The sequence below is a fragment of the Streptomyces sp. NPDC005533 genome, assembly GCF_042871845.1.
In the GTDB taxonomy this organism is placed as follows: domain Bacteria; phylum Actinomycetota; class Actinomycetes; order Streptomycetales; family Streptomycetaceae; genus Streptomyces.
This window is the reverse complement of sequence record NZ_JBIAJH010000030.1, coordinates 1-25966: the sequence shown is the minus strand read 5'-3', so window position 1 is coordinate 25966 and position 25966 is coordinate 1. Positions and strand designations below refer to the sequence as shown.

The following is a 25966-nucleotide window of genomic DNA, read 5'->3' as shown; positions in this document are numbered from 1 at the left end:
CTTCCGGGCCGGGGTCTCCCCGCCCGTCCGGCCTTCCCCGAGGAGTCACCGCCCATGCGTCACCCGCTGCACGTCGCCCTGTCCGTACCCGTCGGGGGCCGGGCTCCGGCCGCCGCGGCCCGGCACCGCAAGCCGCGCGGGCCCTCGGTGGTGCGGGCCGGGCTGGCCGCGCTGGCCGCCGTACCGCCGGCGCGGCGCCTGGCCGCGGGGCTGGGGGCGGCCAGTGTGCTGGCCGCGAGCGTGCTCACGGCGGTGCTGGACCCGGCGGCCCCGGTGGCTCCGGACCGGGCGCCGGCCCGGCAAAGCTCAACCTTTGCGCAAGTTTCCGAGGATTGATGGTGCCTGCACCTGACAGCTCCATAGGGTCATGTCGTGCCTGACATATCAACGACCATGATCATTATCCTGTGCGTGGCAGCGGCGGCGGCCGGCTGGATCGACGCCGTGGTGGGCGGCGGCGGCCTGCTGCTCCTGCCCGCACTCCTGCTCGGCCTGCCGAACGCCCACCCCGCCACCGTCCTCGGCACCAACAAGGCCGTGGCCATCGTCGGCACGGCGGGCGCCGCGGTCACCTACGTCCGCAAGGCGCCCGTGGACGTGAAGCTCGCTGTCCGCATCGGCCTGGCCGCGCTCGCCGGCTCGATGGGCGGCGCCGCGCTCGCCGGCGGCATCAGCAAGGACGCCCTCCGCCCGCTGATCATGGGCGTGCTCGTGATCGTCGCCGGCGTCGTGATCTTCAAGCCGGGCTTCGGCACCGCCCCCTCGACCACGCCCGTCAGCCGGCAACGGGTGCTCCTCGCCATCGCGCTCGCCGGCCTCGGCATCGGCTTCTACGACGGCCTCATCGGGCCCGGCACCGGCACCTTCCTGGTGCTCGCGCTCACGGCGCTGCTCCACCTGGACCTCGTCACCGCCTCCGCCACCGCCAAGATCGTCAACTGCTGCACCAACGCGGGAGCGCTCGCGATGTTCGCCTACCAGGGCATGGTGCTCTGGCAGCTCGCCGCGCTCATGGCGGTCTTCAACCTCGCCGGCGGCATGATCGGCGCCCGCATGGCGCTCAAGAAGGGCAGCGGCTTCGTCCGCGGCGTGCTGCTCACCGTCGTGGGCGCGCTGGTGGTCAAGCTCGGCTTCGAGCAGTGGGGCTAGGCTCTTGCGCCCCCGAGGTCAGTACGTCCCGGTGAGGTGCGCGAAGACGACCACGTTGCCGCGGTAACCGGTGCGCGGAGAGAAACCGCCGCCGCAGGTGATCACCCGCAGCTCGGCCCGCGCCGAAGGGCCGTACACCCGGGTGTCCGGGAAGGCCTTCGCGTCGTAGACCTCGACCGCGTGGACCGTGAACACCGCCGTACGGCCGTCCGCGCGCGGGATCTCGATCGTGGCCCCCCGGCGCAGCGCACCCAGGTGGTAGAAGACCCCCGGCCCGGCGGCGTCGTCCACGTGCCCGGCGATGACGGCCGTGCCGGTGGCGCCCGGGGTGGTGCCCTCGCGGTACCAGCCGGCCAGGTCGCGCCGCTCCGGTGGGGGCACTTCGAGGCTGCCGTCCCGCTCCAGACCCAGTCCGGTCAGCGGCGCGTCCACGCGGATGGAGGGGATCCGGATCCTGTCGGGCGGGGAGCCGGGGAGCGGGGCGATGCCCGGGCCCATGATGCCGGCGGCGGTCAGGGCCTCGGCGGGGGAGGGCAGCGGCGGGCCCACCGGCTCCCGGGAACCGCTGGTGACGAGCCAGATGCCGATGCAGGCGGCGAGCGCGACGAGTCCCCCGTGACGGGCGGTCGGGCGGATGCCCCGGGACGGGAGGCGCGCGGTGGATCCGGGGCGGCCGCCGGGCGGGGGCCAGGGCTGCCGGTCGGGGCCCCGGACCCCACCGAATTCGCCACCCATGCGTACCCCCTCGGCTTCCGTTTCGGGGTGACTGGCCGTCGCCCGGCCCCGCGAACGGGGGGACCTCGCGGGGCGGGCGACGGGGGACGGTACCGGTCGGACCGCGGCCGGAGCCGCGGTGGGCGTCCGTCAGCTCCGCGTGCCGCTCGCCCGGCGACGCAGGAGCCAGGTACCGCCGACGGCGGCAGCGGCCAGTACGGCAGCTCCCGCCGCGATCTTGGCGGGGTCGGTGGTGGTGGTCGTGCCACCGCCCACCCCGGTGTGGACGTGGCCTTGCGGGCCGCGTTCGGTGACGACCAGGTCGCCGGTGGCGAACTTGCCGTTCGCGCAGGTCGCGCCGATGCCGTAGGTGCCGGGCCGGGTGCCGTGGGCCACCTGGAACTGCCCCACGACCACCTCCTTGTGGGTGCCCGGGACCAGCTTGAACCGGCCGCCGCCGACCGTGGTGGCATCGCCCTCCGCGTGACTGCCGGACCCGCACGCGGTGGTGTTCACGGTCACGGTGGTTGCGGGGGCGGCGGACTTGGGCCACACCTCCAGCCGGGCGAAGTCCCCGGGCGCGAAGGCCACCATGCCCAGGTCCACGGCGGCGACCGCGCCGGCGACCGGCCCGGTGAACGCGGCGGCGGTCAGCGCGGTCGCGGTCAGCACGTGTGCGGTACGTCGGCGCATGGGAGCTCTCCTGAAGACACGGGGTCGTGCTTCCGAGATAACCCGGCCGGGCCGCCGCCCGCCTGCTGATGTCCCGTCAGGTATGCCCGTACGCGGCCCACGCGCGAGCCCTCTCCGCAGGTCAGGGCCGCTCATACCGCCATCCGGGCCGTCCGCGCGGTCCGCGCCGTCCGGGTGACGCCCACCCGGCGGGAGCGCCACCGGCACGGTCGTCCCCGGCGCCGGACGGCCCCGGGTCACGGGCGCCGGGAGGTGGGGTGACAGCGGTGCGTACGGTGGTGGGGCGCAGGGAAGTCGGGACCTTCGGCCCGGCCGGCGGACGCTGCGCCCCAACCCGAGGGAGGGCCCCGTGACATCGGTCGAACGGCCACAAGACCCGACCGCCCCGCTCCCGTTCTTCGTCTACGGCACCCTGCGTCCCGGCGAGGTCAACCACGCCCTCTTCCTACGCGGCCGCACCGCCTCGGAGGAGCCCGCCACCCTCCCGGACGCGGTGCTCTACGACGGCCCCGGATACCCGTACGCGGTGCACCGGCCCGGCTCGGCCGTCGTCGGCGAGCTGATCACGGCGGCGCCGGGCGCGTACGGGGAGCTGCTGGCCGCGCTGGACGTACTGGAGGAGTACGGGGGCCCGGACCGCCCGGGCAACGTCTACGACAGGATCGCCCGCCGCGCCCTGCGCCCCGACGGCAGCCCGGTCCGGGCCTGGGTCTACCTGGCGGCCCCGCTGCTCGCCCGCGACCTGCGGGAATCGGGGACCGAGATACCGGGCGGCGACTGGTTCGGGCGCCGGGGCCGGGCCGGGACGCAGTAGCGGCGGTCAGAGGCCCTCGGCGCCGCGGTTGCGCAGGCGCTGGCCGTACTGCTGGAGCACCCACAGCTCTTCCTGGACCGCCGCGTGCTGCTCCGGCGGGGCCTGCGGGCTCAGGCGGGTCATGGCGCCCTGGATCTCCAGGACCCGGCGGTCGACGGCGCGCAGGCGGACCTGGACCAGCTGGACCCCGGCGTAGACCTCGTCCACCGTCTTGGTGTGGATGGCCTCCACCGCCAGCTCCGTGACCATCGCGCGGACGGTGTCGTTCGGGGCGGCGTCGCGGACGCGGGCCAGGTAGTCGTCGGTGGCCTGCGCGGCGCCGCCCGCGTCCTGGATGGCCTGGCGGACCGCGGCGTAGGGCGGGGCGGTGAACTCGTCGATCCCGTACGCGTCGAAGGCGGGGGAGACCAGCGCGGGCCGCTGGAGCGCCAGCTTGAGCAGCTCCCGCTCGGTGCGGTGGGCGGGACTGCGCAGGTTCAGTGCGGGTCCGCCACCGACCGGCGACGGCGCGGCGGGGGCCGGCGCCTGGGGGCGGCCCCGGCCCTGCTGCTGGGGCTGGTTGCCGCGCTCGCGCGCCCACCGGGCCAGCTGTGCGACCCGCTTGACGACGAACTGCTCGTCGAGGATGCCCAGCATCCCGGCCAGCTGCACCGCGGACTCGTGCTGGATCGAGAGGTCCTTGATGCTCGCGACGACCGGCGCGGCCTCGGCCAGCGCGGCGGCGCGGCCCGCCGGGTTCTCCAGGTTGTGCCGGGAGACGATGTGCCGCAGCGCGAACTCGAACAGCGGGGTGCGGGATTCCACCAGCCCCGAGACGGCCGCGTCGCCCTGGGCGAGCCGCAGGTCACAGGGGTCCATCCCGCCCGGGGCGATGGTGATGGAGGTCTCGGCGGCGAACTTCTGGTCGTCCTCGAAGGCGCGCAGCGCCGCCTTCTGGCCCGCCGCGTCGCCGTCGAAGGTGAAGATCACCTCGGCGGTCGCGTTGTCCATGAGCAGCCGGCGCAGGATCTTGATGTGGTCCCCGCCGAAAGCGGTGCCGCAGGTGGCGATGGCGGTGGTGACGCCGGCGAGGTGGCAGGCCATGACGTCGGTGTAGCCCTCGACCACGACCGCCCGGGAGGTCTTCGCGATCTCCTTCTTGGCCAGGTCGATGCCGTAGAGCACCTGGGACTTCTTGTAGATCGCGGTCTCGGGGGTGTTCAGGTACTTGGGGCCGTTGTCGTCGTCGCGCAGCTTGCGCGCGCCGAAGCCGACGACCTCGCCGCTGATGTCGCGGATCGGCCACATCAGCCGGCCGCGGAAGCGGTCGATGGGCTTGCCGCTGCGGCTGTCCTGGGCGAGCCCGGAGGTGATCAGTTCCTTGTCGGTGAAGCCCTTGCCGCGCAGGAAGCGGGTCAGGTGGTCCCAGCCGGCCGGACTGTAGCCCACGCTGAAGTGGGCGGCCGCGGCCTGGTCGAAGCCGCGCTCCGCCAGGAACTTGCGGCCGATCTCCGCTTCGGGGCTGCCGAGCTGGTCGACGTAGAACTGGGCGGCGGCCTTGTGGGCCTCGACCAGCCGGATGCGGTCACCGCGGCCGCTGGTGCCGGAGGTGTAGCCGCCCTCCTCGTACCGCAGGGTGATGCCGGCCAGGCCGGCCAGGCGCTCGACCGCCTCCGAGAACGAGAGGTGGTCGATCTTCATGACGAAGTCGAGGGTGTCCCCGCCCGCCTGGCAGCCGAAGCAGTGGTACAGGCCCTTGGCGGGACTGACCTGGAAGGACGGGGACTTCTCGTCGTGGAAGGGGCACAGGCCCTTGAGGTTGCCGCCGCCGGCGTTGCGCAGCTGGAGGTATTCGGAGACGACGGCGTCGATCGGGACCGCGTCCCGTACCGCCTTCACGTCGTCGTCATTGATCCGTCCAGCCACCCGTGAAGTCTACGGCCGGGCGCGGGCAAACCTGTCAGGCACCCTCCGCCGTGACCAGCGACTCAAGCGGAACCGACGGATCCGCGAGGGCCTCCCGGTCCACCGGCGTCTTCGACCTGATCAGGGACTGGATCTGGTCGGTGACGTCCCACACGTTCACGTTCATCCCGGCCAGCACCCGCCCCTCGGAGAGCCAGAAGGCGATGAACTCCCGCTTGCCCGCGTCCCCGCGGATCAGCACCTGGTCGTAGCCCCCCGGAGGCGCGTACCCCGAGTACTCCAGGCCCACGTCGTACTGGTCGGAGAAGAAGTACGGCACCCGGTCGTAGCTGACCTCCCGGCCCAGCATCGCCCGCGCGGCGGCCGGACCGCCGTTCAGCGCGTTGGCCCAGTGCTCGACCCGCAGCCGGGTCCCGAGCACCGGGTGGTGGGCGGCGGCCACGTCCCCGACCGCGTAGACGTCCGGGTCGGAGGTGCGCAGGGAGTCGTCCACGGCGATCCCGCCGCCGTGCTCCCGGTCGACCAGGGCCAGCCCGGAGGTCTCGGCGAGCGCGGTCCGCGGCGCGGCCCCGATCGCGGCGAGCACCGCGTGGGCCGGGTGCTCCTCCCCGTCGTCCGTGCGGGCGGCCAGCACCATGCCGTCCTGACCCACGATCTCGGTCAGCCGCGCCCCGAAGTGGAAGCGCACCCCGTGATCGGTGTGCAGGTCGCTAAAGAGCCGGCCGATCTCCGGGCCGAGCACCGCGTGCAGGGGCGTGGCCTCCGGTTCGACGACGGTGACCTCCGCGCCGTACCCGCGGGCCGCGGCGGCGACCTCCAGGCCGATCCATCCGGCGCCCGCGATGAGCAGGTGGCCGTTGTCCCGGCCGAGACCGGCGAGGACCCCCTTCAGCCGCTCGGCGTGCGCGAGGCGCCGCAGGTGGTGCACCCCGGCGAGCCCCGTGCCGGGGATGTCCAGGCGGCGCGGTTCGGCGCCGGTGGCCAGCAGCAGCTTGTCGTAGTGCAGGGCCGTGCCGTCGCCGAGGACCACCTTCTTGGCGTCCCGGTCGAGCTGCACCGCCGGCTGGCCGAGGTGCAGCTCGATGTCGGAGGCCGCGTACCAGGACGGCTCGTGGACGAAGACGCTGTCGCGGTCCTCCTTGCCCATCAGGTAGCCCTTGGACAGCGGGGGCCGCTCGTACGGGTGGTCGCGCTCGTCGCCGATCAGGATCACCCGCCCCGTGAACCCCTCGGACCTCAGCGTTTCGGCCGCCTTCGCCCCGGCGAGCCCTGCGCCGACAATGACGAACGTCCGGTGTGCGTCGACCACCTGATGCCTCCTCATTACCTCTCCGCCACATGCGACCACATGCGAGCGTCCCGCACTGAGCCTGCCGCGTGAAGGGGGAGTGGCGCGATCGGCTCACCCATCGGCGCGTCGGGTGCGCCGCGTGAGACGTGCGTGCAGGGAACGGGCGGCTGCGTCGGTGAGACACGCGATCTGGTCGATGACCGCCCGTTTCCTGGCCCGGTCGTCCGGCGCGGCGTCGAAGATCGCCCGGAACTGCGGGTCCAGCCCCTCGGGTGCCCGGGCGCTCAGCGCCTCCGCGAGTTCGGCCAGGACGATGCGCTGGTCGGCGCGGATCCGCTCCTGCTCGTCGCGCTGCATGACGTACAGGTCGGCGACCGCCTTGAGCACGGCGCACTCGTTGCGCGCCTCGCGGGGGACCACCAGTTCGGCACCGTAGCGGGTGAGGCGGCCGGAACCGTACGCCTCACGGGTGGCGCCCTCGGCGGCCAGGCAGAAACGGCCGATCAGCTGGCTCGTCGCGTCCTTCAGCCGGGCCTGGGCGACGGCCGAACCGTCGTACCCGTGCGGCCACCACTCCTCCTCCATCAGCCGGTCCAGGGCGGCCCGCAGCTCCTCCGGCTCGGTGTCGGCGGGCACGTACCGGCCGATGGCGACCCGCCAGATCGCGGTGCGCTCGGGCTCGGCGAAGAGGAGGTTGGGATCGAGGTGGCCGGCGTGCAGGCCGTCCTCGAAGTCGTGGACGGAGTACGCGACGTCGTCCGCCCAGTCCATGACCTGCGCCTCGAAGCACTTGCGGTCCGCGGGCGCGCCGCGGCGCAGCCAGGCGAAGACGGGCAGGTCGTCCTCGTACGCCCCGAACTTCACCGAGCCGGGGTCGGTCGGGTGGTCCCCGCGGGCCCACGGGTACTTGGTGGCGGCGTCCAGGCAGGCCCGGGTGAGGTTGAGGCCGACGCTGACGAGCTCGCCGCTCGCCGGGTCGGGCACGAACCGCTTGGGCTCCAGCCGGGTCAGCAGGCGCAGCGACTGGGCGTTGCCCTCGAAGCCCCCGCAGTCCTTGGCGAACTCGTTGAGCGCCTCCTCGCCGTTGTGGCCGAAGGGCGGGTGGCCCATGTCGTGCGACAGGCACGCGGCTTCGACCAGGTCGGGGTCGCAGCCGAGCGCGGCGCCGAGCTCCCGCCCGACCTGGGCGCACTCCAGGGAGTGGGTGAGGCGGGTACGGGGACTCGCGTCCCAGTCGTACGAGCGGGTGCCCGGCGTGACGACCTGGGTCTTCCCGGCGAGGCGGCGCAGCGCGGCGGAGTGCAGCACACGGGCGCGGTCGCGCTGGAAGGCGGTCCGGCCGGGCCGTTTGTCGGGTTCGGCGGCCCAACGCTCGGTGTCCGCTGCGTCGTAGAGGTCGTCGTGGTCGTCTGCCGGGGCCTGCGCGGTGCCTTCCATGGAAGAGACGGTAACCGGAATGACTGACAAACCGGGATCAGGCGGAGACGAGTTCCGGCCGCACGGGTCGGGAGGGGTGGGCGAGGGCCTCGTCGTAGCGGTGCAGCAGCAGGCGGGCCAGGGCCGGGTGATCGCCCAGCGGGGCGGCGGCGAGCGCGGGCGCCGCCGCGGCGCTCTGCGCGGCGAACCGGCCGGGAGCGGCGAAGTACGAGGCCACCGCGATCCGGTGGTGGCCGCGGGCGGCCAGGGCGCGGACCGCCTCGGGGGCGCTCGGCGCGACGGCCGAGGCGTAGGCCGGGACCACCGGGACACCACCGAGGCGCTCGGCGAGCAGGGCCGCGGTGCGGCGGGTGTCGGCCGCCGCGTCGGGGTCGCGGGAACCGGCCGCGGCGAGCACGACCGCGGTGCCGGCGCTCCAGCCGGCCTCCACGAGCCGCTCGTACAGGGCCTCGACGAGCAGCGGGTGCGGGCCCAGCGGGGCGGCGACGCGGGTGCGCAGGTGCGCGGCCCGGCCGGCGGCCGCGGGCAGGTCGCGCTTGACGTGGTACCCGCGGCCGAGCAGCAGCGGGACGAGCACCGCCGCACCGCGCAGCTCCCCGAGGACGGAGTCGAGCAGCGGCTCGTTCAGCTCGATGTGGCCGAGCCGGACGTCGAGCCGGGGACGGAGCTCGCGGACCCGTTCGAGGAGGGCGAGGGCGGTGTGCGGGGCGCGCGGGTCGCGACTGCCGTGGGCCACGGCGACGAGGGTGGGCTGCATGGGCGGACTCCGGGTCGGCGCAGGCCGCTGAGCTGGGTGCCCAGCTGGAGGGTGATGCGGCCGAGGAGTTCGGCCGCGCTGTCGAAGGGGAGGGCGGGAAACTCGGGAGGGTGCACCGGCTCCGTCATGAACCGATCCTGCGCGCCGGACGTTGCCGGTGCGTTGCGCGGGGGTGACGGGTCTTTGCCGGGTGCTCACAGGGCCGTCCGCCCGGATGTCGGCGGCCCGCGCCCGCTCCTGGCGCCCCCACCGGGATCCGTGCGCGGCCCGGCCGGGAGGGCCGGCGAACCAAGCGGCCCCCGGCGACGTCCTGACCAGGGGAAGAGCAGTCGAGACACCAGGGGATGGATCATGCGCGGACCGCACCTGCCGAGAGTCACGTGGAGCCGGACGGCGGCCGCGCTGCGCACCGTACGGGCCCGGAGGATCGCGGTGCAGACCGTCATGGCGGGCTGCGTGCTGGCGCTGCTGCCCTCGGCGTGGATGCACGCGGCGGCCGCCGACCGGCTGCGGACCACGGCGGACGCGCCGGCCTCCCAGGTGGCCGTGGTGTTCGGGGCGGGCCTGCTGGGGAGCCGACCCACCCCCTACCTGGCCGACCGGCTCGACGCCGCCGCCGAGCTGTACCGCACCGGCAAGGTCAAGGTCGTGCTGGTCACCGGCGACAACAGCCGCACCGACTACGACGAGCCGAACGCGATGCGCGCCTACCTCACGCGGAAGGGGGTGCCGGACACGCAGATCGTCAGCGACTACGCCGGCTTCGACACCTGGGACTCCTGCGTGCGGGCCAAGAAGGTCTTCGGGGTCGAGCGGGCCGTGCTGGTCACCCAGGGCTTCCACATCCGCCGGGCCGTCGCCCTCTGCCAGGCGGCGGGCCTGGACTCGTACGGCGTCGGGGTCGCCGACGTGCACGACGCCACCTGGTACTACGGCGAGACCCGCGAGGTCTTCGCGGCCGGCAAGGCGGCGCTGGACGCGGCCTTCAAGCCGGCCCCGCGGTTCCTCGGACCGAAGGAGCAGGGGGTGTCGCGGGCCCTGGCCGCTCTGGCAGACTGACGCCCGCACCGGCTATTTCGAATAGTCATATGGGGGAGCCGGTCCGGGCCGTCCGTTCGAGCGTCAGGGGTGTGGAACCGTGGCTGGTGTGGATCTCAGCGACAAGGTCGTCGTCATCACCGGCGGCGCCCGCGGCCTGGGCTCCGCGGCCGCGCAGGCCGTCGTCGACGGCGGCGGCAGGGTGCTGATCACCGACATCCTGGAGGCGGAGGGCGCCGAGACCGCCGCCGAGCTGGGCGACGCCGCCCGCTTCCTGCGGCACGACGTGACCAGCGAGGAGGACTGGCGGGCGGCGCTGGAGTACGCGGTCGCCGAGTTCGGCCGCGTGGACGGCCTGGTGAACAACGCCGGCATAGCCACCGGCCGGTTCCTGGAACACGAGAGCGTCGAGCACTTCCGCCAGGTCGTCGAGATCAACCTGGTCGGCGTGTTCATCGGCATCAAGACCGCCATCCCGCTGCTGCGCGCGAACGGCGGCGGCTCCATCGTCAACATCTCCTCCGCCGCCGGCCTGACCGGCCTCGCCCTCACCGCCGGGTACGGGGCCTCCAAGTGGGGCGTGCGCGGCCTGTCGAAGATCGGCGCGGTCGAGCTCGCCGAGGCCGGGATCCGCGTGAACTCCGTCCACCCCGGCATGACGCTGACCCCGATGACCGCCCCCGTCGGCATCCGGGCGGGCGAGGGCAACTACCCCGGCACCCCGCTGGGCCGCGTCGGCGTCCCCGAGGAGATCGCCGCCGCGATCGCCTTCCTCCTCTCGGACGCCGCCGGCTACGTGACCGGCGCCGAGCTGGCGGTGGACGGCGGCTGGACCGCGGGCCTGACGGTGAAGTACCTGACGGGCCAATAGCCCCCGCCCCGCAGGCCCGCCCCCCCCGCCGCCGCGGCTTCCTCACCGGCGCCACCGGGCCGCGCTGAGGCGGAGCATCCCGGCCCGTAACGCGGCGCTGCGGTCCGCGTAACACCGGCGGCGCAGCCTGGTCGCATGCACACCCCGGAGCCGGTCACCGCCACGCACTGCCCGTACTGCGCGCTGCAGTGCGGCATGAACCTGCGCCCCGCGGACGGCGGCGCGGGCGTGACGGTGGAGGAACGGGCCGACTTCCCCGTGAACCGGGGCGCGCTGTGCGGCAAGGGCCGCACCGCCCCCGCCGTGCTCTCCTCCCGGGTGCGCCTGACCGGCCCGCTCGTCCGCACCCACGCCGGGCGGCTGGAGCCGGCCACCTGGGAGGAGGCCCTCGACGCCGTCGCCGAGGGCCTCGCCCGCACGGGCCGCGCGCACGGTCCGGACGCGGTCGGGGTCTTCGGCGGCGGCGGGCTCACCAACGAGAAGGCCTACGCGCTCGGCAAGTTCGCCCGCGTCGCCCTGCGCACCTCGCAGATCGACTACAACGGCCGCTTCTGCATGTCCTCGGCCGCCGCCGCGCACCAGCGGGCCTTCGGGCTCGACCGCGGACTGCCCTTCCCGCTGGAGGACGTCCCGCGCACCGGCTGCGTCATCCTCGTCGGCTCGAACCTGGCCGAGACCATGCCGCCCGCCCTGCGCTACCTCACCGAGCTCAAGGCCAACGGCGGCACCCTGATCGTCATCGACCCGCGCCGCACCCGCACCGCCGAACAGGCCGACCTGCACCTCGCGCCCCGCCCGGGCACCGACCTCGCGCTCGCCCTCGGCCTGCTGCACCTGATCGTCGCCCAAGGGCGCACGGACGAGGAGTTCATCGCCGCCCGCACCACCGGCTGGGCAGAGGCCCGGGCGGCCGCCATGGCCCACTGGCCCGAGCTGGTGGAACGCATCACCGGCGTCCCCGTGCCCAGGCTCCGCGAGGCCGTCGCCCTGTTCTGCGCCCCCGAATCCGCCATGGTCCTCACCGCCCGCGGCCCCGAGCAGCAGTCCAAGGGCACCGACACCGTCGGCGCCTGGATCAACCTCTGCCTCGCCACCGGCCGGGCCGGCCGCCCGCTCTCCGGCTACGGCTGCCTCACCGGGCAGGGCAACGGCCAGGGCGGCCGCGAGCACGGCCAGAAGGCCGACCAGCTCCCCGGCTACCGCAAGCTCACCGACCCCGCGGCCCGCGCGCACGTGGCGCAGGTCTGGGGCGTCGACCCCGACGACCTCCCCGGCCCCGGCCGCAGCGCGTACGAACTCCTCGACGCCCTCGGCACGGACGTCCGCGCCCTGCTCCTGATGGGCTCCAACCCGGTGGTGTCCGCCCCCCGCGCCGCCCACGTCGAGGACCGCATCCGCTCGCTGGACTTCCTCGCGGTCGCCGACGTCGTCCTGTCCGAGACGGCGGCCCTCGCCGACGTGGTCCTCCCGGTCACCCAGTGGGCCGAGGAGACCGGCACCACCACCAACCTCGAAGGCCGCGTCCTGCTCCGCCGCCGCGCCCTGACCCCGCCCCCGGGCGTCCGCTCCGACCTGGACGTCCTCCACGGACTCGCCGCCCGGATGGGCATCGAGAAGGGCTTCCCGACCGCGCCGGAGGAGGTCTTCGAGGAACTGCGCCGCGCCTCCGCCGGCGGCCCGGCGGACTACTCCGGCATCACCTACGCCCGCATCGAGGCCGAACAGGGCGTGTTCTGGCCCTGCCCCGAGGGCTCCGCGGGCACCCGGCGCCTCTTCCTGGACCGCTTCGCCACCGACGACGGCCGGGCCCGCTTCGTCCCCGTCTCCCACCGCGACGCCGACGAGGTCCCCGACGCCGAGTACCCGGTGCTGCTCACCACCGGGCGCGTGGTCGCCCAGTACCAGTCCGGCGCCCAGACCCGGCGGGTGGAGGAGCTCAACACGGCGGCCCCCGGCCCCTTCGTGGAACTCCACCCGCGCCTCGCCGCCCGCATCGGCGCGGTCGACGGCAGCCCCCTCGCCGTGACCTCCCGGCGCGGCCGCGCGGTGGCCCCGGCCCGGATCACCGACACCATCCGCGCGGACACCGTCTTCATGCCCTTCCACTGGCCGGGCGAGGGCCGCGCCAACACCCTGACCAACCCGGCCCTCGACCCGGTCTCCCGGATGCCGGAGTTCAAGGTCTGCGCGGTCCGCGTGGAGCCGGCCTGATCAGGCGCCGTCGGGCCCGCGTCTCCTCGGGCTGACACGGCGAGGCGGTCCGGGGGCGCCGCGGCCGCGCGGCGGGCACCTCACGGGGGGTGCGTCCGCAGACCGGGAGCCGATCGTCTCGGACATGCGTCCGATCCGCATCGGGGTTCCCGGCGGGGGGTAACCATCCGGTCACGCACCGGACGCAGAAAGTGCTCGCACGCCCCTCGTGGCCGCGATGTGTCGTACCCCACACTGAGGGCGGTGCCCCCGTCCTCGGAGCCCTGGAGGTCGCCCCCGTGCAGACCCGGACCCTGACCGTGAACGTGAGCGAGTCCTCGGAGGCCAAGGCCGTGGACGAAGAGCCCGAGGTACCGGAGCTGATCGATCCGGTGCCCGCGCCGCGCAGGCGCGGCAACAGCGACGGCGGGGGCGGAGCGGGTCCCTCCGCCGATCTGTTCCGGCAGTACCTCCGTGAGATAGGCAGGATCCCCCTGCTGACCGCCGCCGAGGAGGTCGACCTCGCGCGACGCGTCGAAGCCGGGCTGTTCGCCGAGGAGAAGCTCGGCAACACCCCCGATCTCGACTCCCGGCTCGCCCTGGACCTCGACAAGCTCGTCGTCATGGGGCGGATGGCCAAACGCCGCCTCATCGAGTCGAACCTGCGGCTCGTCGTCTCCGTCGCGAAGCGCTACGTGGGCCGCGGACTCACCATGCTCGACCTCGTGCAGGAGGGGAACCTCGGACTCATCCGGGCCGTCGAGAAGTTCGACTACGCCCGCGGGTACAAGTTCTCGACCTACGCCACCTGGTGGATCCGGCAGGCGATGTCCCGGGCCCTCGCCGACCAGGCCCGGACGATCCGGGTGCCCGTCCACGTCGTCGAGCTGATCAACCGCGTCGTGCGCGTCCAGCGCCGCATGCTCCAGGAGCGCGGGTACGAGCCCACCGCCGAAGAGGTCGCCGTCCACCTGGAGTTGACCCCCGAGCGGGTCATGGAGGTGCTCCGCCTCGCCCAGGAACCGGTCTCGCTGCACGCGCCGGTCGGCGAGGAGGACGACGTGGCCCTCGGCGACCTCATCGAGGACGGGGACGCCGCCTCCCCCGTGGAGTCGGCCGCGTTCTTCCTGCTGCGCGAGCACCTGGAAGCGGTCCTGTCGACCCTCGGCGAACGCGAACGCAAGGTCGTGCAGCTGCGCTACGGGCTCGCCGACGGGCGCCCGCGCACCCTGGAGGAGATCGGCCGGATCTTCGGCGTGACCCGCGAGCGGATCCGCCAGATCGAGTCCAAGACCCTCAACAAGCTCCGCGACCACGCCTTCGCCGACCAGCTCAGGGGCTACCTGGACTGACGGCCGACGGGAAAGGGGGGCGTCCCGCCAGGCGCCCCCACCCCGTTCCCGGCTACGGGTGCGCGGCCCCGTCGCGGTCGGACAGGCTCCGGCTCATCCAGACGTCGTCGACATAGGCCCCGTCCAGCAGGAACTCCTCGGGCAGCACGCCGACCACCGCGAAGCCGCACCGCCGGTAGAGCCGCTGCGCCGGCCCGTTGTGGCCGAGCACGCGCAGGGTCATGCGACGGGCCCCACCGGCCCGGGCGGCGGCACAGGCGGCCTCGACGAGGGCCTGCCCGATCCCGCTGCCGCGGGCCGCATCGAGGACGGCCAGCCCCTGGATGTGCCGGACGTGCCGATTGGACGCGAGGGGACTGGCCGGGGCGTGGGCGATGTACCCGACGACCCCGCGCCCGTGTTCCGCGACGAGGAAGCCCTCCACGGGGTGGCGCTCGTCGAAGAGGGCCGCGTCGGGCGGACGCTTCGGCCCGGGCTCGCTCACGCGCGACCACGTCGAGCGGTGCAGCTCCAGGATCTCGTGCTCGTCCGCCGCCCGGGCCGGGCGTATCACCACGTCCAATGCCATGCCGTCATGCTAGCCACGCCCTCGCGCCGCCGACCCCGCCGTGTCGGGGCGCCCGGGCCCGTCAACGCACCCGAGCGCCCCCGCGCCCCGCGCCGCACGGCGGGCCGCCCCGGTCGACTACTCGACCTCGACGACCGCCTGCGCGAACTGCGCCGCGTACAGCCGCGCGTACGCGCCGTCCGAGGCCAGCAGCTCCTCGTGCGTGCCCTGTTCCACGATCGAGCCGCTCTCCATCACCAGGATCACGTCCGCGTCGCGGATCGTGGAGAGCCGGTGCGCGATCACGAAGGACGTACGGCCGTGCGCGAGGCGCGCCATCGCCTTCTGGATCAGCACCTCGGTACGGGTGTCCACCGAGCTCGTCGCCTCGTCGAGCACCAGGATCACCGGATCCGACAGGAACGCCCGGGCGATGGTGATCAGCTGCTTCTCGCCCGCGCTGACGCCCGCGCCCTCGTCGTCCAGGACGGTGTCGTAGCCGTCCGGCAGGGTGCGGATGAAACGGTCCGCGTGCGCGGCCCGCGCCGCCTCCTCGATCTCGGCGCGCGTGACCTCGCCCGCCCGTCGCCCGCCACCACCCTGACCGAGTGCGCTTCGCGCACCCCCTCCTACTCCGGCACCGTAGGCGATGTTCTCCGCGATGGTGCCGCCGAACAGCCAGGTGTCCTGGAGCACCATCCCGATGCCCGCGCGCAGTTCCTCGCGCGTCATCTTCGCGATGTCCACCCCGTCGAGCGCGATCTCCCCGCCCGTGACCTCGTAGAACCTCATCAGCAGGTTCACGAGCGTCGTCTTGCCGGCGCCCGTCGGGCCGACGATCGCGACCGTCTGGCCCGGCTCGACCGACAGGGAGAGGTTGTCGATCAGCGGCTTGTCCGGCTCGTAGCGGAAGGCCACCTTGTCGAAGGTGACCTGGCCGCGCAGCTCTTCCGGACGCTCCGGAACCTCGGCGTCCGCCTCCTGCTCCGACGCGTCCAGCAGCTCGTAGACCCGCTCCGCCGAGGCGACCCCGGACTGCACGAGGTTGGCCATCGAGGCGACCTGCGTCAACGGCATCGAGAACTGCCGCGAGTACTGGATGAAGGCCTGCACGTCACCGATCGACAGGGTGCCGGAGGCGACCCGCAGCCCGCCGACGACGGCTATCAGCACGTAGTTGATGTTCGAGATGAAGAACATCACCGGCTGCATGATGCCGCTGACCAGCTGCGCCTTGAAGGAGGCCCGGTAGAGCGCCTCGTTCTGCTCGGCGAAGACGGCCGCGGACTCCCGCTGCCGGCCGAAGACCTTCACCAGGTTGTGCCCCGAGTACATCTCCTCGATGTGGGCGTTGAGCGTCCCGGTCGTCTTCCACTGCGCCACGAACTGCGGCTGCGACCTCTTGCCGATCTTCGCCGCGACGAAGACCGACAGCGGCACGGTCAGCAGCGCGACCAGGGCCAGCAGCGGCGAGATCCAGAACATCATCGCGAGCACGCCGACGATCGTCAGCAGCGAGTTCAGCAGCTGACCCATCGTCTGCTGGATCGTCTGGCCGATGTTGTCGATGTCGTTGGTGGCCCGGCTCAGCACCTCGCCGCGCTTCTGCTGGTCGAAGTACGACAGCGGCAGCCGCGACAGCTTCGCCTGGAGCTCCTCGCGCATCCGGTAGACGGTGCCGTTCATGACGTGGTTCGACAGCCGGGTCGCGACCAGCATCAGCAGGCCGGCCAGGGTGAAGACCACCAGCGCCCAGATCGCCACGACCCCGACGGCGCCGAAGTCGATGCCCTGCCCCGGGGTGAAGTCGGTGCCGGAGAGCATGTCCGCCATGCCGTCCTGGCCCTTGGCGCGCAGGCCGTCCAGGGCCTGCTGCTTCGTGAGCCCGGCCGGCATCTCGCGGCCCACGATCCCGGCGAAGACCAGGTCGGTGGCCTCGCCGAGGATCTTCGGGCCGACCACCGCGCAGCCGACGCTGCCGACGACGGCCGCGACCATGCCCCAGATCTTGGCGCGGTCGTGCGCGAGCTGGCCGAGCAGCCGCTTGCCCGAGCCCTTGAAGTCCATGGACCGAGCGGCCGGCCCCATCATCATTCGTCCTCCGGGCCCGCTCATGCGGCCTCCGCCTCCGTCAGCTGGGAGAGCACGATCTCCCGATAGGTCTCATTGCCGGCCATCAGCTCGTGGTGGCGCCCCTCGCCCACGACCTGGCCCTCGTCCAGGACGATGATCCGGTCGGCGTCACGGATCGTGGAGACCCGCTGGGCGACGATGACCACGGTCGCGTCCTCGGTCTCGCGGGCGAGCGCCGCGCGCAGCGCCGCGTCCGTCGCGTAGTCCAGGGCCGAGAAGGAGTCGTCGAACAGGTAGATCTCCGGACGCTGCACGAGGGTGCGGGCGATGGCCAGACGCTGGCGCTGGCCGCCGGAGACATTGGTTCCGCCCTGGGTGACGGGGGCCTCCAGGCCACCCTCCAGCGCGGACACGAACTCCTTGGCCTGGGCCACCTCCAGCGCCTGCCACAGCTCTTCGTCACTCGCGTCCGGGCGCCCGTAGCGCAGGTTGGACGCGATCGTGCCGGAGAACAGGTAGGGCTTCTGCGGGACCATGCCGACCGTCCGGGCCAACAGCTCCGGATCCAGCCGGCGTACGTCCTCCCCGTCGACCAGCACCTCACCGCCGGTCGCGTCGAACAGCCGCGGGACCAGGCCCAGCAGCGTGGACTTGCCGCTTCCGGTGGAGCCGATCACCGCCGTGGTCTCGCCGGGGCGGGCCACCAGGCTCACCCCGCGCAGCACCGGGGACTCGGCACCCGGATAGCCGAAGTCCGCGCCGCGCAGCTCCAGCACGCCCCGGCGCAGCAGCTTGCGCACCGGGTCGGTGGGCGGGACCACGCTCGACTCGGTGTCCAGGACCTCCTGGATGCGCTCGGCGCAGACCTCGGCCCGCGGCACCATCATGAACATGAAGGTGGCCATCATCACGGACATGACGATCTGCATCAGGTAGGCGAGGAAGGCCGTCAGCTGGCCGATCTCCATGCCGCCGCTGTCGACGCGCATCGCGCCGAACCAGATGACGGCGACGCTGGAGATGTTCACGACCACGATGACCGTGGGGAACATGTACGCCAGGAGCTTGCCCGAGGCCAGCGAGACGCCGGTCAGGTCGGCGTTGGCCTCGCGGAAACGGTCCTTCTCGTAGTCGTCGCGCACGAAGGCCCGGATCACCCGGTTGCCGGTGATCTGCTCGCGCAGCACCCGGTTCACGGTGTCCAGGCGGTCCTGCATCTGGCGGAACAGCGGCCGCGTCTTGTAGACGATGGTGCCGACCGCGATCCCGAGCACCGGGACCACGGCGAGCAGCACGCCCGACAGCCGCACGTCCAGCGAGAGCGCCATGGCGATGCCACCGACGCACATGATCGGGGCCGAGACCATCAGGGTGAAGGTCATCAGCACCAGCATCTGGACCTGCTGCACGTCGTTCGTCGTACGGGTGATCAGCGACGGCGCGCCGAACTGGCCGAGCTCCCGTGCGGAGAAGCTCTGCACGCGGTCGAAGACGGCCGCGCGGACGTCCCGCCCGAAGGCCGCCGCCGTCCGGGCGCCGTAGTAGACGGCTCCGACGTTGCAGACGAGCTGGACGAGGGAGACGCCGAGCATCAGGGCGCCGAAGCGGAGGATGTAGCCGGTGTCACCGTTGACTACACCCGTGTCGATGATGTCGGCGTTGAGGGTGGGGAGGTAGAGGCTGGCGCTGGTCTGCAGCAGCTGCAGCAGGACCAGCACCGCGATGGGTTTCCGGTACAGACCCAGATGGGTCCGCAGAAGTCGTATGAGCACGCGCAGGCTCCGGTCGGCATGATCGAGGGGGTTCACCCCATCTTGGGCCAACCGGCCCATCGATCCCCAGCGGATTTCGCAAAGGCCGGTCAAAAGGAGTAGGCCACCGCGCGCGGCCCTGGGCCGGCCGACCCGGCCGACCCGAGCCCCCTCACGCCCCCGGGAAAGCCCCGGGGTGGATCTGCTCGCGCGTCGCGACGTACTGCTGGCGCACCCCCTGCCACGCGGGGAACTCCTCGCCCGGCTCGAAGACCTGCGCCGCGGGGGCCGGCCAGAGCGGCGGGGTGTGCGGCGACAGCGTGCCCTGCGCCACGCCGAGCGCCCAGGCCGCCTGCCGCGCCGCGCCCAGCGCCGCGTAGTCCGCCGGCGCCGGTACCACGACCTGCGTCCCGAACAGCCCCGGAGCCGCGGCCTGTACGGCGGGCAGCTCGGCCGCCGCGCCCAGCAGGAAGACCCGGCGGATCTCGACGCCGCGCGAGCGCAGCACGTCGAGCGCGTCCACCAGCCCGCAGAGCATGCCCTCGAACGCGGCCCGGGCCAGGTGCTCCGGCTTCATCGAGTCCCGGCGCAGCCCGGACAGGGTCCCGGCGGCGTGCGGCAGGTTCGGCGTCCGCTCACCCTCCAGGTACGGCAGGAGTACGAGGCCGTGCGCGCCCGGCGTCGACTTCAGCGCGAGCTCGGACAGCCCCTCCAGATCGGTGCCCAGCAGCTCGGCGGTGCCGCGCAGGGCCCGTACCGCATTGGAGGTGTTCACCACGGGCAGGTGCATGCCGGTGGCGTCGGCCAGCGAGGTGATCAGTCCGCCCGGCTCCGACAGCGCCTCGTGGTGCACCGCCATCACCGAACCGGAGGCGCCGAGCGAGACCACCGCGTCGCCGGGGCCCAGCCCCAGCCCGAGCGCGGCGGCCATCGTCTCGCCGGTGCCGGCGGATATGAGGAGCCCCTCGGGCGTGGTCCCGGCGGTGTCGGCCGGGCCGAGCACCTCGGGCAGCAGCGCCCGGTGCCCGAGCGCCAGCTCCACCAGGTCGGGCCGCCAGGCTCCGGAAGCCGCCGACCAGTACCCGGTGCCGGAGGCGCCGCCCCGGTCGGTGGTCCGCCGGGCCGGCCGGCCCAGCAGCTGCCAGACCAGCCAGTCGTGCGGGGACATCAGCACGGCCACCCTGCGGGCCGCGTCGGGTTCGTTGCGGGCCAGCCAGGCGAGCTTCGCGACCGGCTGCGCGGCGTGCGGGACCGAGCCCACGGCCTCGGTCCAGGCCTGCCGGCCGCCGAGTGCCTCGGTGAGGTCGACGGCGGCGACCTGGGGGCGCTTGTCGTTGCCGACGAGGGCGGGGCGGACCAGCCCGCCCTGCGGGTCCAGCGGCAGCAGGCCGTGCTGCTGCGCGGAGACCCCTATCGCCTGGACTCCTTCGAGGAGCCCGCCGCCGGCGGCCTCGCCGAGGGAGAGCAGCCAGGCCTGTGGATCGGTCTCGTGGGGGCTGGCGCCGTCGGGTTCGCCCGTGGGCTGCGGATGGGGCGCGTACCCCTGGCGCAGCACGGCGCCGGTCTCGGTGTCACAGACGACGATGCGTGTGAAGGCGGAAGAGCTGTCCAGCCCGGCGACTATCCCCATGTGGAGGATTCTGCCGCACGCGGGGCCGGTCTCGACCGCTGCGGAGCCCCCGGAACCTCACCGGTCCCGGGAACCCCACCCGGCGGACGCCTGACGCCTCAGGTGTTGCTCGTGCCCCAGTCGTCCTCGCCGCCGCCGGACCGGTCGCGCAGTCCCCGTACCCGCCCGGCCAGCGAGGCGGGCACGGCGTCGCCGACCTTCTCGCTCACCGCGGCGAAGGCCTTGCCGGCGTACTCGCGCCCGGTGTGGCCCGCGGTCTCGGCGGCGTTGCGCACCGCCGGGTTCTGCGCGACCTCGCGTGCGGACTTCTTCAGCTGCTCGTAGCGCTCGCGCCCGGCCCGGGTCCCGAGCACGTACCCGAGGGCCAGTCCGACCACGAACGTGACCTTGTACCGCATGCCTGTCACCCTTCGTCGTGTGGTGCCCGGCCTGCTGCCGATACCGATTGGCGGAGCACCCCCCTGCTTGCGCTAATCTATGACTCGCAACGGGCACTCGCCCCCCGGCAAGGCCGGAGGTGGGCTGTTCGATGCACCGCAGCAATCCCCTGTAGCTCAATTGGCAGAGCAGCCGGCTGTTAACCGGCAGGTTACTGGTTCGAGTCCAGTCGGGGGAGCGCGGTCCCCTGTAGCTCAATTGGCAGAGCATTCGGCTGTTAACCGGAGGGTTGCTGGTTCGAGTCCAGCCGGGGGAGCAAGGAAGAAGAAGAGGGCCCCACGGGGTCCTCTTCTTTTCTTTGTCACCCCGTCCGGGGAACCGGGCAGCCCTCAGCGCGGTCTCTCTGAACAGGCGAAGCCGATCATGCGAGGCATCCGAGGCAGGAGATCGTATGAGCGGCTATGCTGCGGCAGACGGCGCGCACACGTGTACGCGCCACGCCGTGAAGGGGCGGTAGCTCAGCCGGTTAGAGCAGCGGACTCATAATCCGTCGGCCGTGGGTTCGAGTCCCACCCGCCCCACTGCGAGCCGCAGGTGCAGAAACGATCGCACCTGCGGCTTCGGCGTTTTCAGGAACGGCCGGTGCGGGAACCGGCGCGCGCGGGCACCGGCTACGGCTCCGGCGAGCGCGGCTGGGCCGACGGGATCCGGTGGGTGAAGAACAGGGCGATGAGCGCGGCGAAGGCCAGGATGGCGAGCGCCGCGCGCAGACCGTCGAGCCTGGCGTCGGCGTTCGCGTCCAGTGCCGCCCGGGACACCTCCGGGCTCGTGCCGGCTGCGTCGAGGGCGGTCTCCAACTGGGCGTCGGACAGGAACGGTGCGCCGCTCATGAGCTGGACGGACGCCTGGTTCGTGACGCTGTCCGGGACCGCCGGATTCGCCGCGATGGTGCTCAGGAAGGAGGTGGTGAGCGCGGCGATCATGATCGATCCGGCGAGTGCCGTGCCGATCGAGGCGCCGAGGTTCGTGACGGCGTTCTGCACGCCGCCGACTTCAGCGCTCTGCTCCTGCGGCACCGCGGACACGGTGACCGACCCCAGCTGGGACGCCAGCGCCCCCATGCCGAGCCCGATCAGCAGCAGGGGGACCGTGACGACTTCCGCCCCGGCGTCCAGGTCGAGCGCGGCCATCAGCACCACCGCGCCCGCGAGCAGTGCGAGGATCCCGAGCCGCACCACGCGCCGCGGCGAGACGTCCGGGAGCAGGCGTGGGATCAGGACCGCGGCCGCCAGCAGGCTCACCGAGAGCGGCAGGAGGCGGGCCCCGGTTTCCAGCGCCGACAGGCCCAGGGCGACGGACAGGTAGAGCGGGACGAGGAAGAACACGCCCATCTGCACGAGGTACTGGAAGAAGAACATCGTCAGGCCGCCGGTGAGCTGCCTGTTCTGCAGCATCCCGGGATCGACGAGGGGATCCCCGCCCCGCTCCACGACCCGGGCCTCCCAGCGGAGGAAGAGCCAGAGCAGGGCCAGGCCCAGCAGCATCAGCCACGTCGTCAGGGACACGCCGATCCACGCGGGCGCGTCGGGCTTCGGCTGGAACCAGCCCCATTCGTCCGAGCGGAGCACGCCGAAGACGAAGATCCCGAGCCCGAGCGCGGAGAGGACGGCGCCGACGAAGTCGATGCCCCGACGTTCACCGGGCGGGGCGTCCGCGACGCGGCGCGCGAGCACGAGGATGGCGAGCACCACCAGAACCTCCGCGGCGAAGACCCACCGCCAGGAGAAGTACGTCGTCGCGATGCCGCCGACGAGGGGCCCCACCGCGATCGCGATCGCCCCTGCCGCCACGACCAGCCCGTAGGCGGCGGGGCGGCGTTCGACGGCGAAGTTGCCGGCGACGAGTGCGACGATCGCGGGCAGGATGAGCGAGGCGCCGACTCCCTCCAGGAACGCCCAGCCCAGCAGCAGCACGGGGAGGTTCGGCGCGAGCGCCGTGGTGAGGGAGCCGGCCCCGTAGATGCAGCAGCCGATCATGAACGCGCGTCTGCGGCCGATCAGCGCCCCGACCTTCCCACCGGGGATCATGAACATCGCCATCACGAGGGTGTAGGCGGTGATCGCGCCCTGGATCCCCGTCACCGTCGTGCCCACGTCCTCGGCGACGGTGGCGATGGAGACGTTCATGACGGAGCTGTCGAGCGCCATCAGGAACTGACCGGACGCGAGCGTCAACAGGACGGTGCCCGCCTTCGCCGAACTCTCGGTGGTGCCTGCCCGGGATGACATGGACGCATGCTCCCAGTCGCCCGAGGGCGCGCAGGACCGACCCGCCGCACTGTCGACCGGACAGCGGCTGCGCCGTGGCGGGCGCCGCGCCCGGGCCGGCGGGCCCGGCCCGTCCTCCTGCGCGCCGCAGCCGCGGAAGCGGACCGCACCCGCGGCTCGGGCCACTCCGGGGCTTGTGGTACCGGCTAGAAGTCCTCCGTCTCGTCCGCGAGGTGGCGCAGTACGTCCGTCAGGTCCTGGCGGCGGGCGAAGGCCGCGCGTTGGCGGTGGGCGCCCGAGCCGTCGCGCAGCAGGCCCGCCAGGGCCTTGGCCGCGTGGTCGAGGTCGCCGGCGGCGGCCAGGTCCGGTGCGACCAGGTCCAGCAGGGCCTCCGCGAGGTCGGCCGCGGGGAGTTCCGTGCCCGTGTACGGGTCGAGCCCGAAGCCCTCCAGTCCGTCGTGCGCCGCCCGCCAGCGGGCGAGGCGCAGTACGTCGTCCCGTACGGCCGGCTCCGGACGCCGCTCCTCGATCTCGCGCAGGGCCGTGGAGACCAGCGCACGGGCCAGTTCGGCCTGGAGGATCGCCGAGTCGATGTTCGGGGACATGTCGGGCGCCCGGATCTCCAGCGTCGGCCAGTGCCCCGACGGGCGGAGGTCCCAATAGACCATCTTGATGTCCAGGGCCGCCCCGGAGCCGAGCAGCGTCTGCACCGAACGCCGGAAGTGGGCGGTCGACGTGAAGTGCGGCGGCAGCCCCGCCGAGGGCCAGCCGGACCAGGCCATCGCCCGCCAGCTGGCATGCCCCGTGTCACGGCCGCCCCAGAACGGCGAATTGGCCGCCAGGGCGATCAGCGTGGGCAACCACGGTCTGATCCGGTTGGACACCGCCACGGCGGTGTCCACGTCGAGCGTGCCGATGTGGATGTGCCGGCCGCAGCTGACCAGGGTGTCGGTGAGCGCGCCGAAGCGGCGGTGCTGCTCGCGCTGGCGCGGCTCGTCGTCGGTCAGGTGCAGCGGCCCCTCCACGGCGACCACCGGCGAGGGCGCGGCCAGCAGCCGGCAGCCGTGGGCGCGGGCCGCCCGGCCGAGGGTGCGCCGCAGGGCGGCCAGTTCGGTGCGCAGCGCGGCCGCGGAATGGGCTATCGGGGTGGAGATCTCCACCTGGTAGCGGGTGCCCTCGGGGTGCAGCTCGCCCGGCAGCCCGCCGGCCGTCGCGAGGACCAGCGGGGCGGCGGGGACCACCCGGAACGTGCGGGCGTCGACGAGCAGGAACTCCTCCTCGACGCCGACGGTGAGGGGGACGGCGGGGCGCACCGTTTTCTGCGTCGTGCCCGTGCTCGTGGTGCTGTTGCCAGGTTCGATCACTACGCCTCCCTGGACATACGAGTCTTTTCATCATGAGCTGAACACGAGGTGAGGAGCGCACGCCGATTCAGTCAAATGTCCGGTGATAGTGGCGAGTTACCGGCAAGACGCCATCCGCGGCGGGACCGCCGGGCCGCATGGGGCGACTGTTGCCCGTGTGTGAAGCCACGCAATAACCGCTCGGGACGCCGAAGGGCCGGCGGTTAGGATCCCCTGTGCCTCCGACGACCGCTCCCACCCGCCCCCGGCGGCGAATATTCGCCGACCTCACCCCGCTGCGCACGTCCGCGGACTACCGCCGGCTGTGGGTCGGCGGCACGATCTCCTGGGTCGGCCAGGCCATGACGGCCCTCGCGATCTCGCTCCAGGTCTACGACATCACCCGGTCCAGCTTCTCCGTCGGGCTCGTCGGGCTCTTCTCGCTCGTCCCCCTCGTCGTCTTCGGGCTCTACGGCGGCGCCATCGCCGACACCGTGGACCGGCGCAAGCTCGGCCTCTACAGCTCCCTCGGCGCCGCCGCCCTGTCGGTCGCCCTCGCCGGGGCCGCGCTGCTCGACTACCACCGGGTCTGGTTCCTGTACGGGGTCGTCGCCCTCCAGGCGGTGTGCGGGGCGCTCACCGGACCGGCGAGGTCCGCGATGATCCCGAGGCTGCTGCCGGCCGAGCAGCTGCCCGCCGCCAACGCCCTGAACTCCGTGACCATGACCTTCGGCACGATGGTCGGCCCCGCACTGGGCGGGCTGATCGTCGCCGTCGGCGGCTACGAGACGGCGTACCTGATCGACGCCGTGACCTTCACGGCCGCGCTCTACGCGATGTGGCGGCTGCCGTCGATGAGGCCCGACCGCGCCGAGGAGGCCCGGGGCCGGGCCTCCGTGGTCGACGGACTGCGCTTCCTCGGGACCCGGCCCAACATCCGGATGACCTTCTTCACCGACATGTCCGCCATGGTGCTGGCGCAGCCGAAGGCGCTGTTCCCGGCCGCCGCCGTGCTCTGGTACGGCGGCGACGCGAAGACCGTCGGCCTGATGGTGGCCGCGATCGCCGCCGGGGCGCTGCTGGGCGGGCTGTTCTCCGGCTGGCAGGGCCGCATCCGGCGGCACGGGCTGGCGATCCTGCTCTCCGTCGCCGGCTGGGGACTGGCCATCGCCGCGTTCGGACTCACCCGGAACCTGTGGCTCGGGCTGTTCTTCCTGGCCCTCGCCGGGGCCGCGGACACCGTCTCGATGGTGTTCCGCAGCACGATGCTCCAGGCCGCCACGCCCGACGAGATGCGGGGCCGGCTCCAGGGCGTCTTCATCGTGGTCGTCGCGGGCGGGCCCCGGCTCGGTGACTTCATCGCCGGCAGCACCGCCGACCTCACCTCCCCGGCCCTCGCCGTGACGGGCGGGGGTCTGGCGTGCGTGCTCGTACTGGGGCTGCTGGCCCTGCGGTGGCGGAACTTCGCGCCGTACGACGCGAGGACGCCCGAGGCGTAGTCGCTGGGACCGCTGGGCCGTACCGGTCGGCTGCGCCGCGCTTGCGGGGTCGGGGGGGGCGGGGGTCGGTTGTGGTTGGCTGCGCCGCTTGGGCGGGGTCGGGGTGGGGGTCGGTTGTGGTGGGGGCGGGCGCCGGTTGGCTGCGCCGCTCGGGCGGGGTCGGCGGGGGGGCCGGGGGGGGGGGGGGGGGGGGGGGGGGGGGGGGGGGGGGGGGGGGGGGGGGGGGGGGGGGGGGGGGGGGGGGGGGGGGGGGGGGGGGGGGGGGGG

The 25966-nt window shown here is 73.4% G+C and carries 21 protein-coding genes and 3 tRNA genes; 11 read left to right on the top strand and 13 right to left on the bottom strand.

Annotation, left to right across the window (positions count from 1 at the left end; translation table 11 throughout):
• Window positions 1–54 precede the first annotated feature (54 nt).
• Both ACFYP3_RS26435 and ACFYP3_RS26430 read left to right on the top strand, forming a co-directional pair.
• A complete protein-coding gene (locus ACFYP3_RS26435; RefSeq protein WP_388837268.1) occupies window positions 55–336 on the top strand; it encodes a hypothetical protein in 282 nt (93 codons plus the stop codon).
• Window positions 337–372: 36 nt separating this feature from the next.
• The gene (locus ACFYP3_RS26430) at window positions 373–1149 is read left to right on the top strand and encodes a sulfite exporter TauE/SafE family protein (RefSeq protein ID WP_388837265.1); all 777 of its coding nucleotides are present in this window, start codon (window positions 373–375) and stop codon (window positions 1147–1149) included.
• A gap of 18 nt (window positions 1150–1167) precedes the next feature.
• Here ACFYP3_RS26430 and ACFYP3_RS26425 read toward each other — a convergent pair whose 3' ends face one another.
• Together ACFYP3_RS26425 and ACFYP3_RS26420 are read right to left on the bottom strand one after the other, a co-directional pair.
• Window positions 1168–1884 (bottom strand): class F sortase, encoded by a 717-nt coding sequence (locus tag ACFYP3_RS26425; protein ID WP_388837262.1) that lies wholly within the window; start codon window positions 1882–1884, stop codon window positions 1168–1170.
• 129 nt (window positions 1885–2013) lie between these two features.
• Window positions 2014–2556 carry a hypothetical protein gene (locus ACFYP3_RS26420; protein WP_388837259.1) on the bottom strand — a complete coding sequence of 181 codons (543 nt, stop codon included), beginning with the start codon at window positions 2554–2556 and terminating at the stop codon, window positions 2014–2016.
• 349 nt (window positions 2557–2905) lie between these two features.
• Here ACFYP3_RS26420 and ACFYP3_RS26415 point away from each other — a divergent pair, with 349 nt between their 5' ends.
• Window positions 2906–3370, top strand: a complete 465-nt coding sequence (locus ACFYP3_RS26415) for a gamma-glutamylcyclotransferase family protein (RefSeq protein ID WP_388837256.1) — start codon at window positions 2906–2908, stop codon at window positions 3368–3370.
• A gap of 6 nt (window positions 3371–3376) precedes the next feature.
• Here ACFYP3_RS26415 and dnaG read toward each other — a convergent pair whose 3' ends face one another.
• From dnaG to ACFYP3_RS26395, 4 genes are all read right to left on the bottom strand, one after another.
• Window positions 3377–5275, bottom strand: a complete 1899-nt coding sequence (gene dnaG / locus ACFYP3_RS26410) for a DNA primase (RefSeq protein WP_388837253.1) — start codon at window positions 5273–5275, stop codon at window positions 3377–3379.
• Window positions 5276–5309: 34 nt separating this feature from the next.
• The gene (locus tag ACFYP3_RS26405) at window positions 5310–6584 is read right to left on the bottom strand and encodes an NAD(P)/FAD-dependent oxidoreductase (RefSeq protein ID WP_388837250.1); all 1275 of its coding nucleotides are present in this window, start codon (window positions 6582–6584) and stop codon (window positions 5310–5312) included.
• 93 nt (window positions 6585–6677) lie between these two features.
• On the bottom strand, window positions 6678–8003 hold the full coding sequence (locus ACFYP3_RS26400; protein WP_388837247.1) for a deoxyguanosinetriphosphate triphosphohydrolase: 1326 nt from the start codon (window positions 8001–8003) through the stop codon (window positions 6678–6680).
• Window positions 8004–8040: 37 nt separating this feature from the next.
• Window positions 8041–8760 (bottom strand): sirohydrochlorin chelatase, encoded by a 720-nt coding sequence (locus tag ACFYP3_RS26395; RefSeq protein ID WP_388837244.1) that lies wholly within the window; start codon window positions 8758–8760, stop codon window positions 8041–8043.
• A 351-nt stretch (window positions 8761–9111) separates the two neighbouring features.
• On the opposite strand from ACFYP3_RS26395, the gene ACFYP3_RS26390 reads away from it, so the two are divergent.
• The 4 genes from ACFYP3_RS26390 (at window position 9112) to ACFYP3_RS26375 (ending at window position 14211) form a co-directional block, all read left to right on the top strand.
• Window positions 9112–9819 (top strand): vancomycin high temperature exclusion protein, encoded by a 708-nt coding sequence (locus tag ACFYP3_RS26390; RefSeq protein ID WP_388837242.1) that lies wholly within the window; start codon window positions 9112–9114, stop codon window positions 9817–9819.
• A gap of 88 nt (window positions 9820–9907) precedes the next feature.
• Window positions 9908–10669, top strand: a complete 762-nt coding sequence (locus ACFYP3_RS26385; RefSeq protein ID WP_388837239.1) for a glucose 1-dehydrogenase — start codon at window positions 9908–9910, stop codon at window positions 10667–10669.
• Between the two features lie 135 nt (window positions 10670–10804).
• Complete coding sequence (locus ACFYP3_RS26380; RefSeq protein WP_388837236.1) at window positions 10805–12880, top strand: molybdopterin oxidoreductase family protein; 2076 nt, start codon at window positions 10805–10807, stop codon at window positions 12878–12880.
• A 278-nt stretch (window positions 12881–13158) separates the two neighbouring features.
• Complete coding sequence (locus tag ACFYP3_RS26375; RefSeq protein ID WP_365476945.1) at window positions 13159–14211, top strand: RNA polymerase sigma factor; 1053 nt, start codon at window positions 13159–13161, stop codon at window positions 14209–14211.
• Window positions 14212–14263: 52 nt separating this feature from the next.
• Here the strand turns inward: ACFYP3_RS26375 and ACFYP3_RS26370 are convergent, their stop codons facing one another.
• From ACFYP3_RS26370 to ACFYP3_RS26350, 5 genes are all read right to left on the bottom strand, one after another.
• Window positions 14264–14779 (bottom strand): GNAT family N-acetyltransferase, encoded by a 516-nt coding sequence (locus tag ACFYP3_RS26370; RefSeq protein WP_388837233.1) that lies wholly within the window; start codon window positions 14777–14779, stop codon window positions 14264–14266.
• 117 nt (window positions 14780–14896) lie between these two features.
• On the bottom strand, window positions 14897–16873 hold the full coding sequence (locus ACFYP3_RS26365; protein ID WP_388837230.1) for an ABC transporter ATP-binding protein: 1977 nt from the start codon (window positions 16871–16873) through the stop codon (window positions 14897–14899).
• Entirely contained in the window at window positions 16870–18603 is a 1734-nt protein-coding gene (locus ACFYP3_RS26360) for an ABC transporter ATP-binding protein (protein ID WP_388837227.1), read from the bottom strand. The genes ACFYP3_RS26365 and ACFYP3_RS26360 overlap by 4 nt, the downstream gene beginning before the upstream one ends.
• 151 nt (window positions 18604–18754) lie before the next feature.
• A complete protein-coding gene (locus ACFYP3_RS26355) occupies window positions 18755–20212 on the bottom strand; it encodes an FGGY family carbohydrate kinase (RefSeq protein ID WP_388837224.1) in 1458 nt (485 codons plus the stop codon).
• 98 nt (window positions 20213–20310) lie between these two features.
• Complete coding sequence (locus ACFYP3_RS26350) at window positions 20311–20610, bottom strand: hypothetical protein (protein WP_030711052.1); 300 nt, start codon at window positions 20608–20610, stop codon at window positions 20311–20313.
• A 145-nt stretch (window positions 20611–20755) separates the two neighbouring features.
• On the opposite strand from ACFYP3_RS26350, the gene ACFYP3_RS26345 reads away from it, so the two are divergent.
• From ACFYP3_RS26345 to ACFYP3_RS26335, 3 genes are all read left to right on the top strand, one after another.
• Window positions 20756–20828: transfer RNA gene (locus ACFYP3_RS26345), tRNA-Asn, on the top strand.
• Window positions 20829–20833: 5 nt separating this feature from the next.
• Window positions 20834–20906: transfer RNA gene (locus tag ACFYP3_RS26340), tRNA-Asn, on the top strand.
• Between the two features lie 191 nt (window positions 20907–21097).
• A tRNA-Ile gene (locus ACFYP3_RS26335) sits at window positions 21098–21171 on the top strand.
• A gap of 90 nt (window positions 21172–21261) precedes the next feature.
• Here the strand turns inward: ACFYP3_RS26335 and ACFYP3_RS26330 are convergent.
• Complete coding sequence (locus ACFYP3_RS26330) at window positions 21262–22878, bottom strand: MFS transporter (protein ID WP_388837221.1); 1617 nt, start codon at window positions 22876–22878, stop codon at window positions 21262–21264.
• A gap of 185 nt (window positions 22879–23063) precedes the next feature.
• Window positions 23064–24221: a glutamate--cysteine ligase gene (locus ACFYP3_RS26325; RefSeq protein WP_388837218.1), complete on the bottom strand. Its 1158-nt coding sequence runs from the start codon at window positions 24219–24221 to the stop codon at window positions 23064–23066.
• A gap of 215 nt (window positions 24222–24436) precedes the next feature.
• Here ACFYP3_RS26325 and ACFYP3_RS26320 point away from each other — a divergent pair, with 215 nt between their 5' ends.
• Window positions 24437–25699, top strand: coding sequence for an MFS transporter (locus ACFYP3_RS26320; RefSeq protein WP_388837215.1), 1263 nt, complete (start codon window positions 24437–24439; stop codon window positions 25697–25699).
• Window positions 25700–25966: the final 267 nt, after the last annotated feature.

Bases quoted from the DNA above. Each gene is read 5' to 3' on its own strand.
- ACFYP3_RS26435 (WP_388837268.1), top strand. From the start codon at position 55: ATGCGTCACCCGCTGCACGTCGCCCTGTCCGTACCCGTCGGGGGCCGG.
- ACFYP3_RS26425 (WP_388837262.1), bottom strand. From the start codon at position 1,884: ATGGGTGGCGAATTCGGTGGGGTCCGGGGCCCCGACCGGCAGCCCTGG.
- ACFYP3_RS26420 (WP_388837259.1), bottom strand. From the start codon at position 2,556: ATGCGCCGACGTACCGCACACGTGCTGACCGCGACCGCGCTGACCGCC.
- ACFYP3_RS26400 (WP_388837247.1), bottom strand. From the start codon at position 8,003: ATGGAAGGCACCGCGCAGGCCCCGGCAGACGACCACGACGACCTCTAC.
- ACFYP3_RS26395 (WP_388837244.1), bottom strand. From the start codon at position 8,760: ATGCAGCCCACCCTCGTCGCCGTGGCCCACGGCAGTCGCGACCCGCGC.
- ACFYP3_RS26390 (WP_388837242.1), top strand. From the start codon at position 9,112: ATGCGCGGACCGCACCTGCCGAGAGTCACGTGGAGCCGGACGGCGGCC.
- ACFYP3_RS26380 (WP_388837236.1), top strand. From the start codon at position 10,805: ATGCACACCCCGGAGCCGGTCACCGCCACGCACTGCCCGTACTGCGCG.
- ACFYP3_RS26370 (WP_388837233.1), bottom strand. From the start codon at position 14,779: ATGGCATTGGACGTGGTGATACGCCCGGCCCGGGCGGCGGACGAGCAC.
- ACFYP3_RS26365 (WP_388837230.1), bottom strand. From the start codon at position 16,873: ATGAGCGGGCCCGGAGGACGAATGATGATGGGGCCGGCCGCTCGGTCC.
- ACFYP3_RS26355 (WP_388837224.1), bottom strand. From the start codon at position 20,212: ATGGGGATAGTCGCCGGGCTGGACAGCTCTTCCGCCTTCACACGCATC.
- ACFYP3_RS26350 (WP_030711052.1), bottom strand. From the start codon at position 20,610: ATGCGGTACAAGGTCACGTTCGTGGTCGGACTGGCCCTCGGGTACGTG.
- ACFYP3_RS26330 (WP_388837221.1), bottom strand. From the start codon at position 22,878: ATGTCATCCCGGGCAGGCACCACCGAGAGTTCGGCGAAGGCGGGCACC.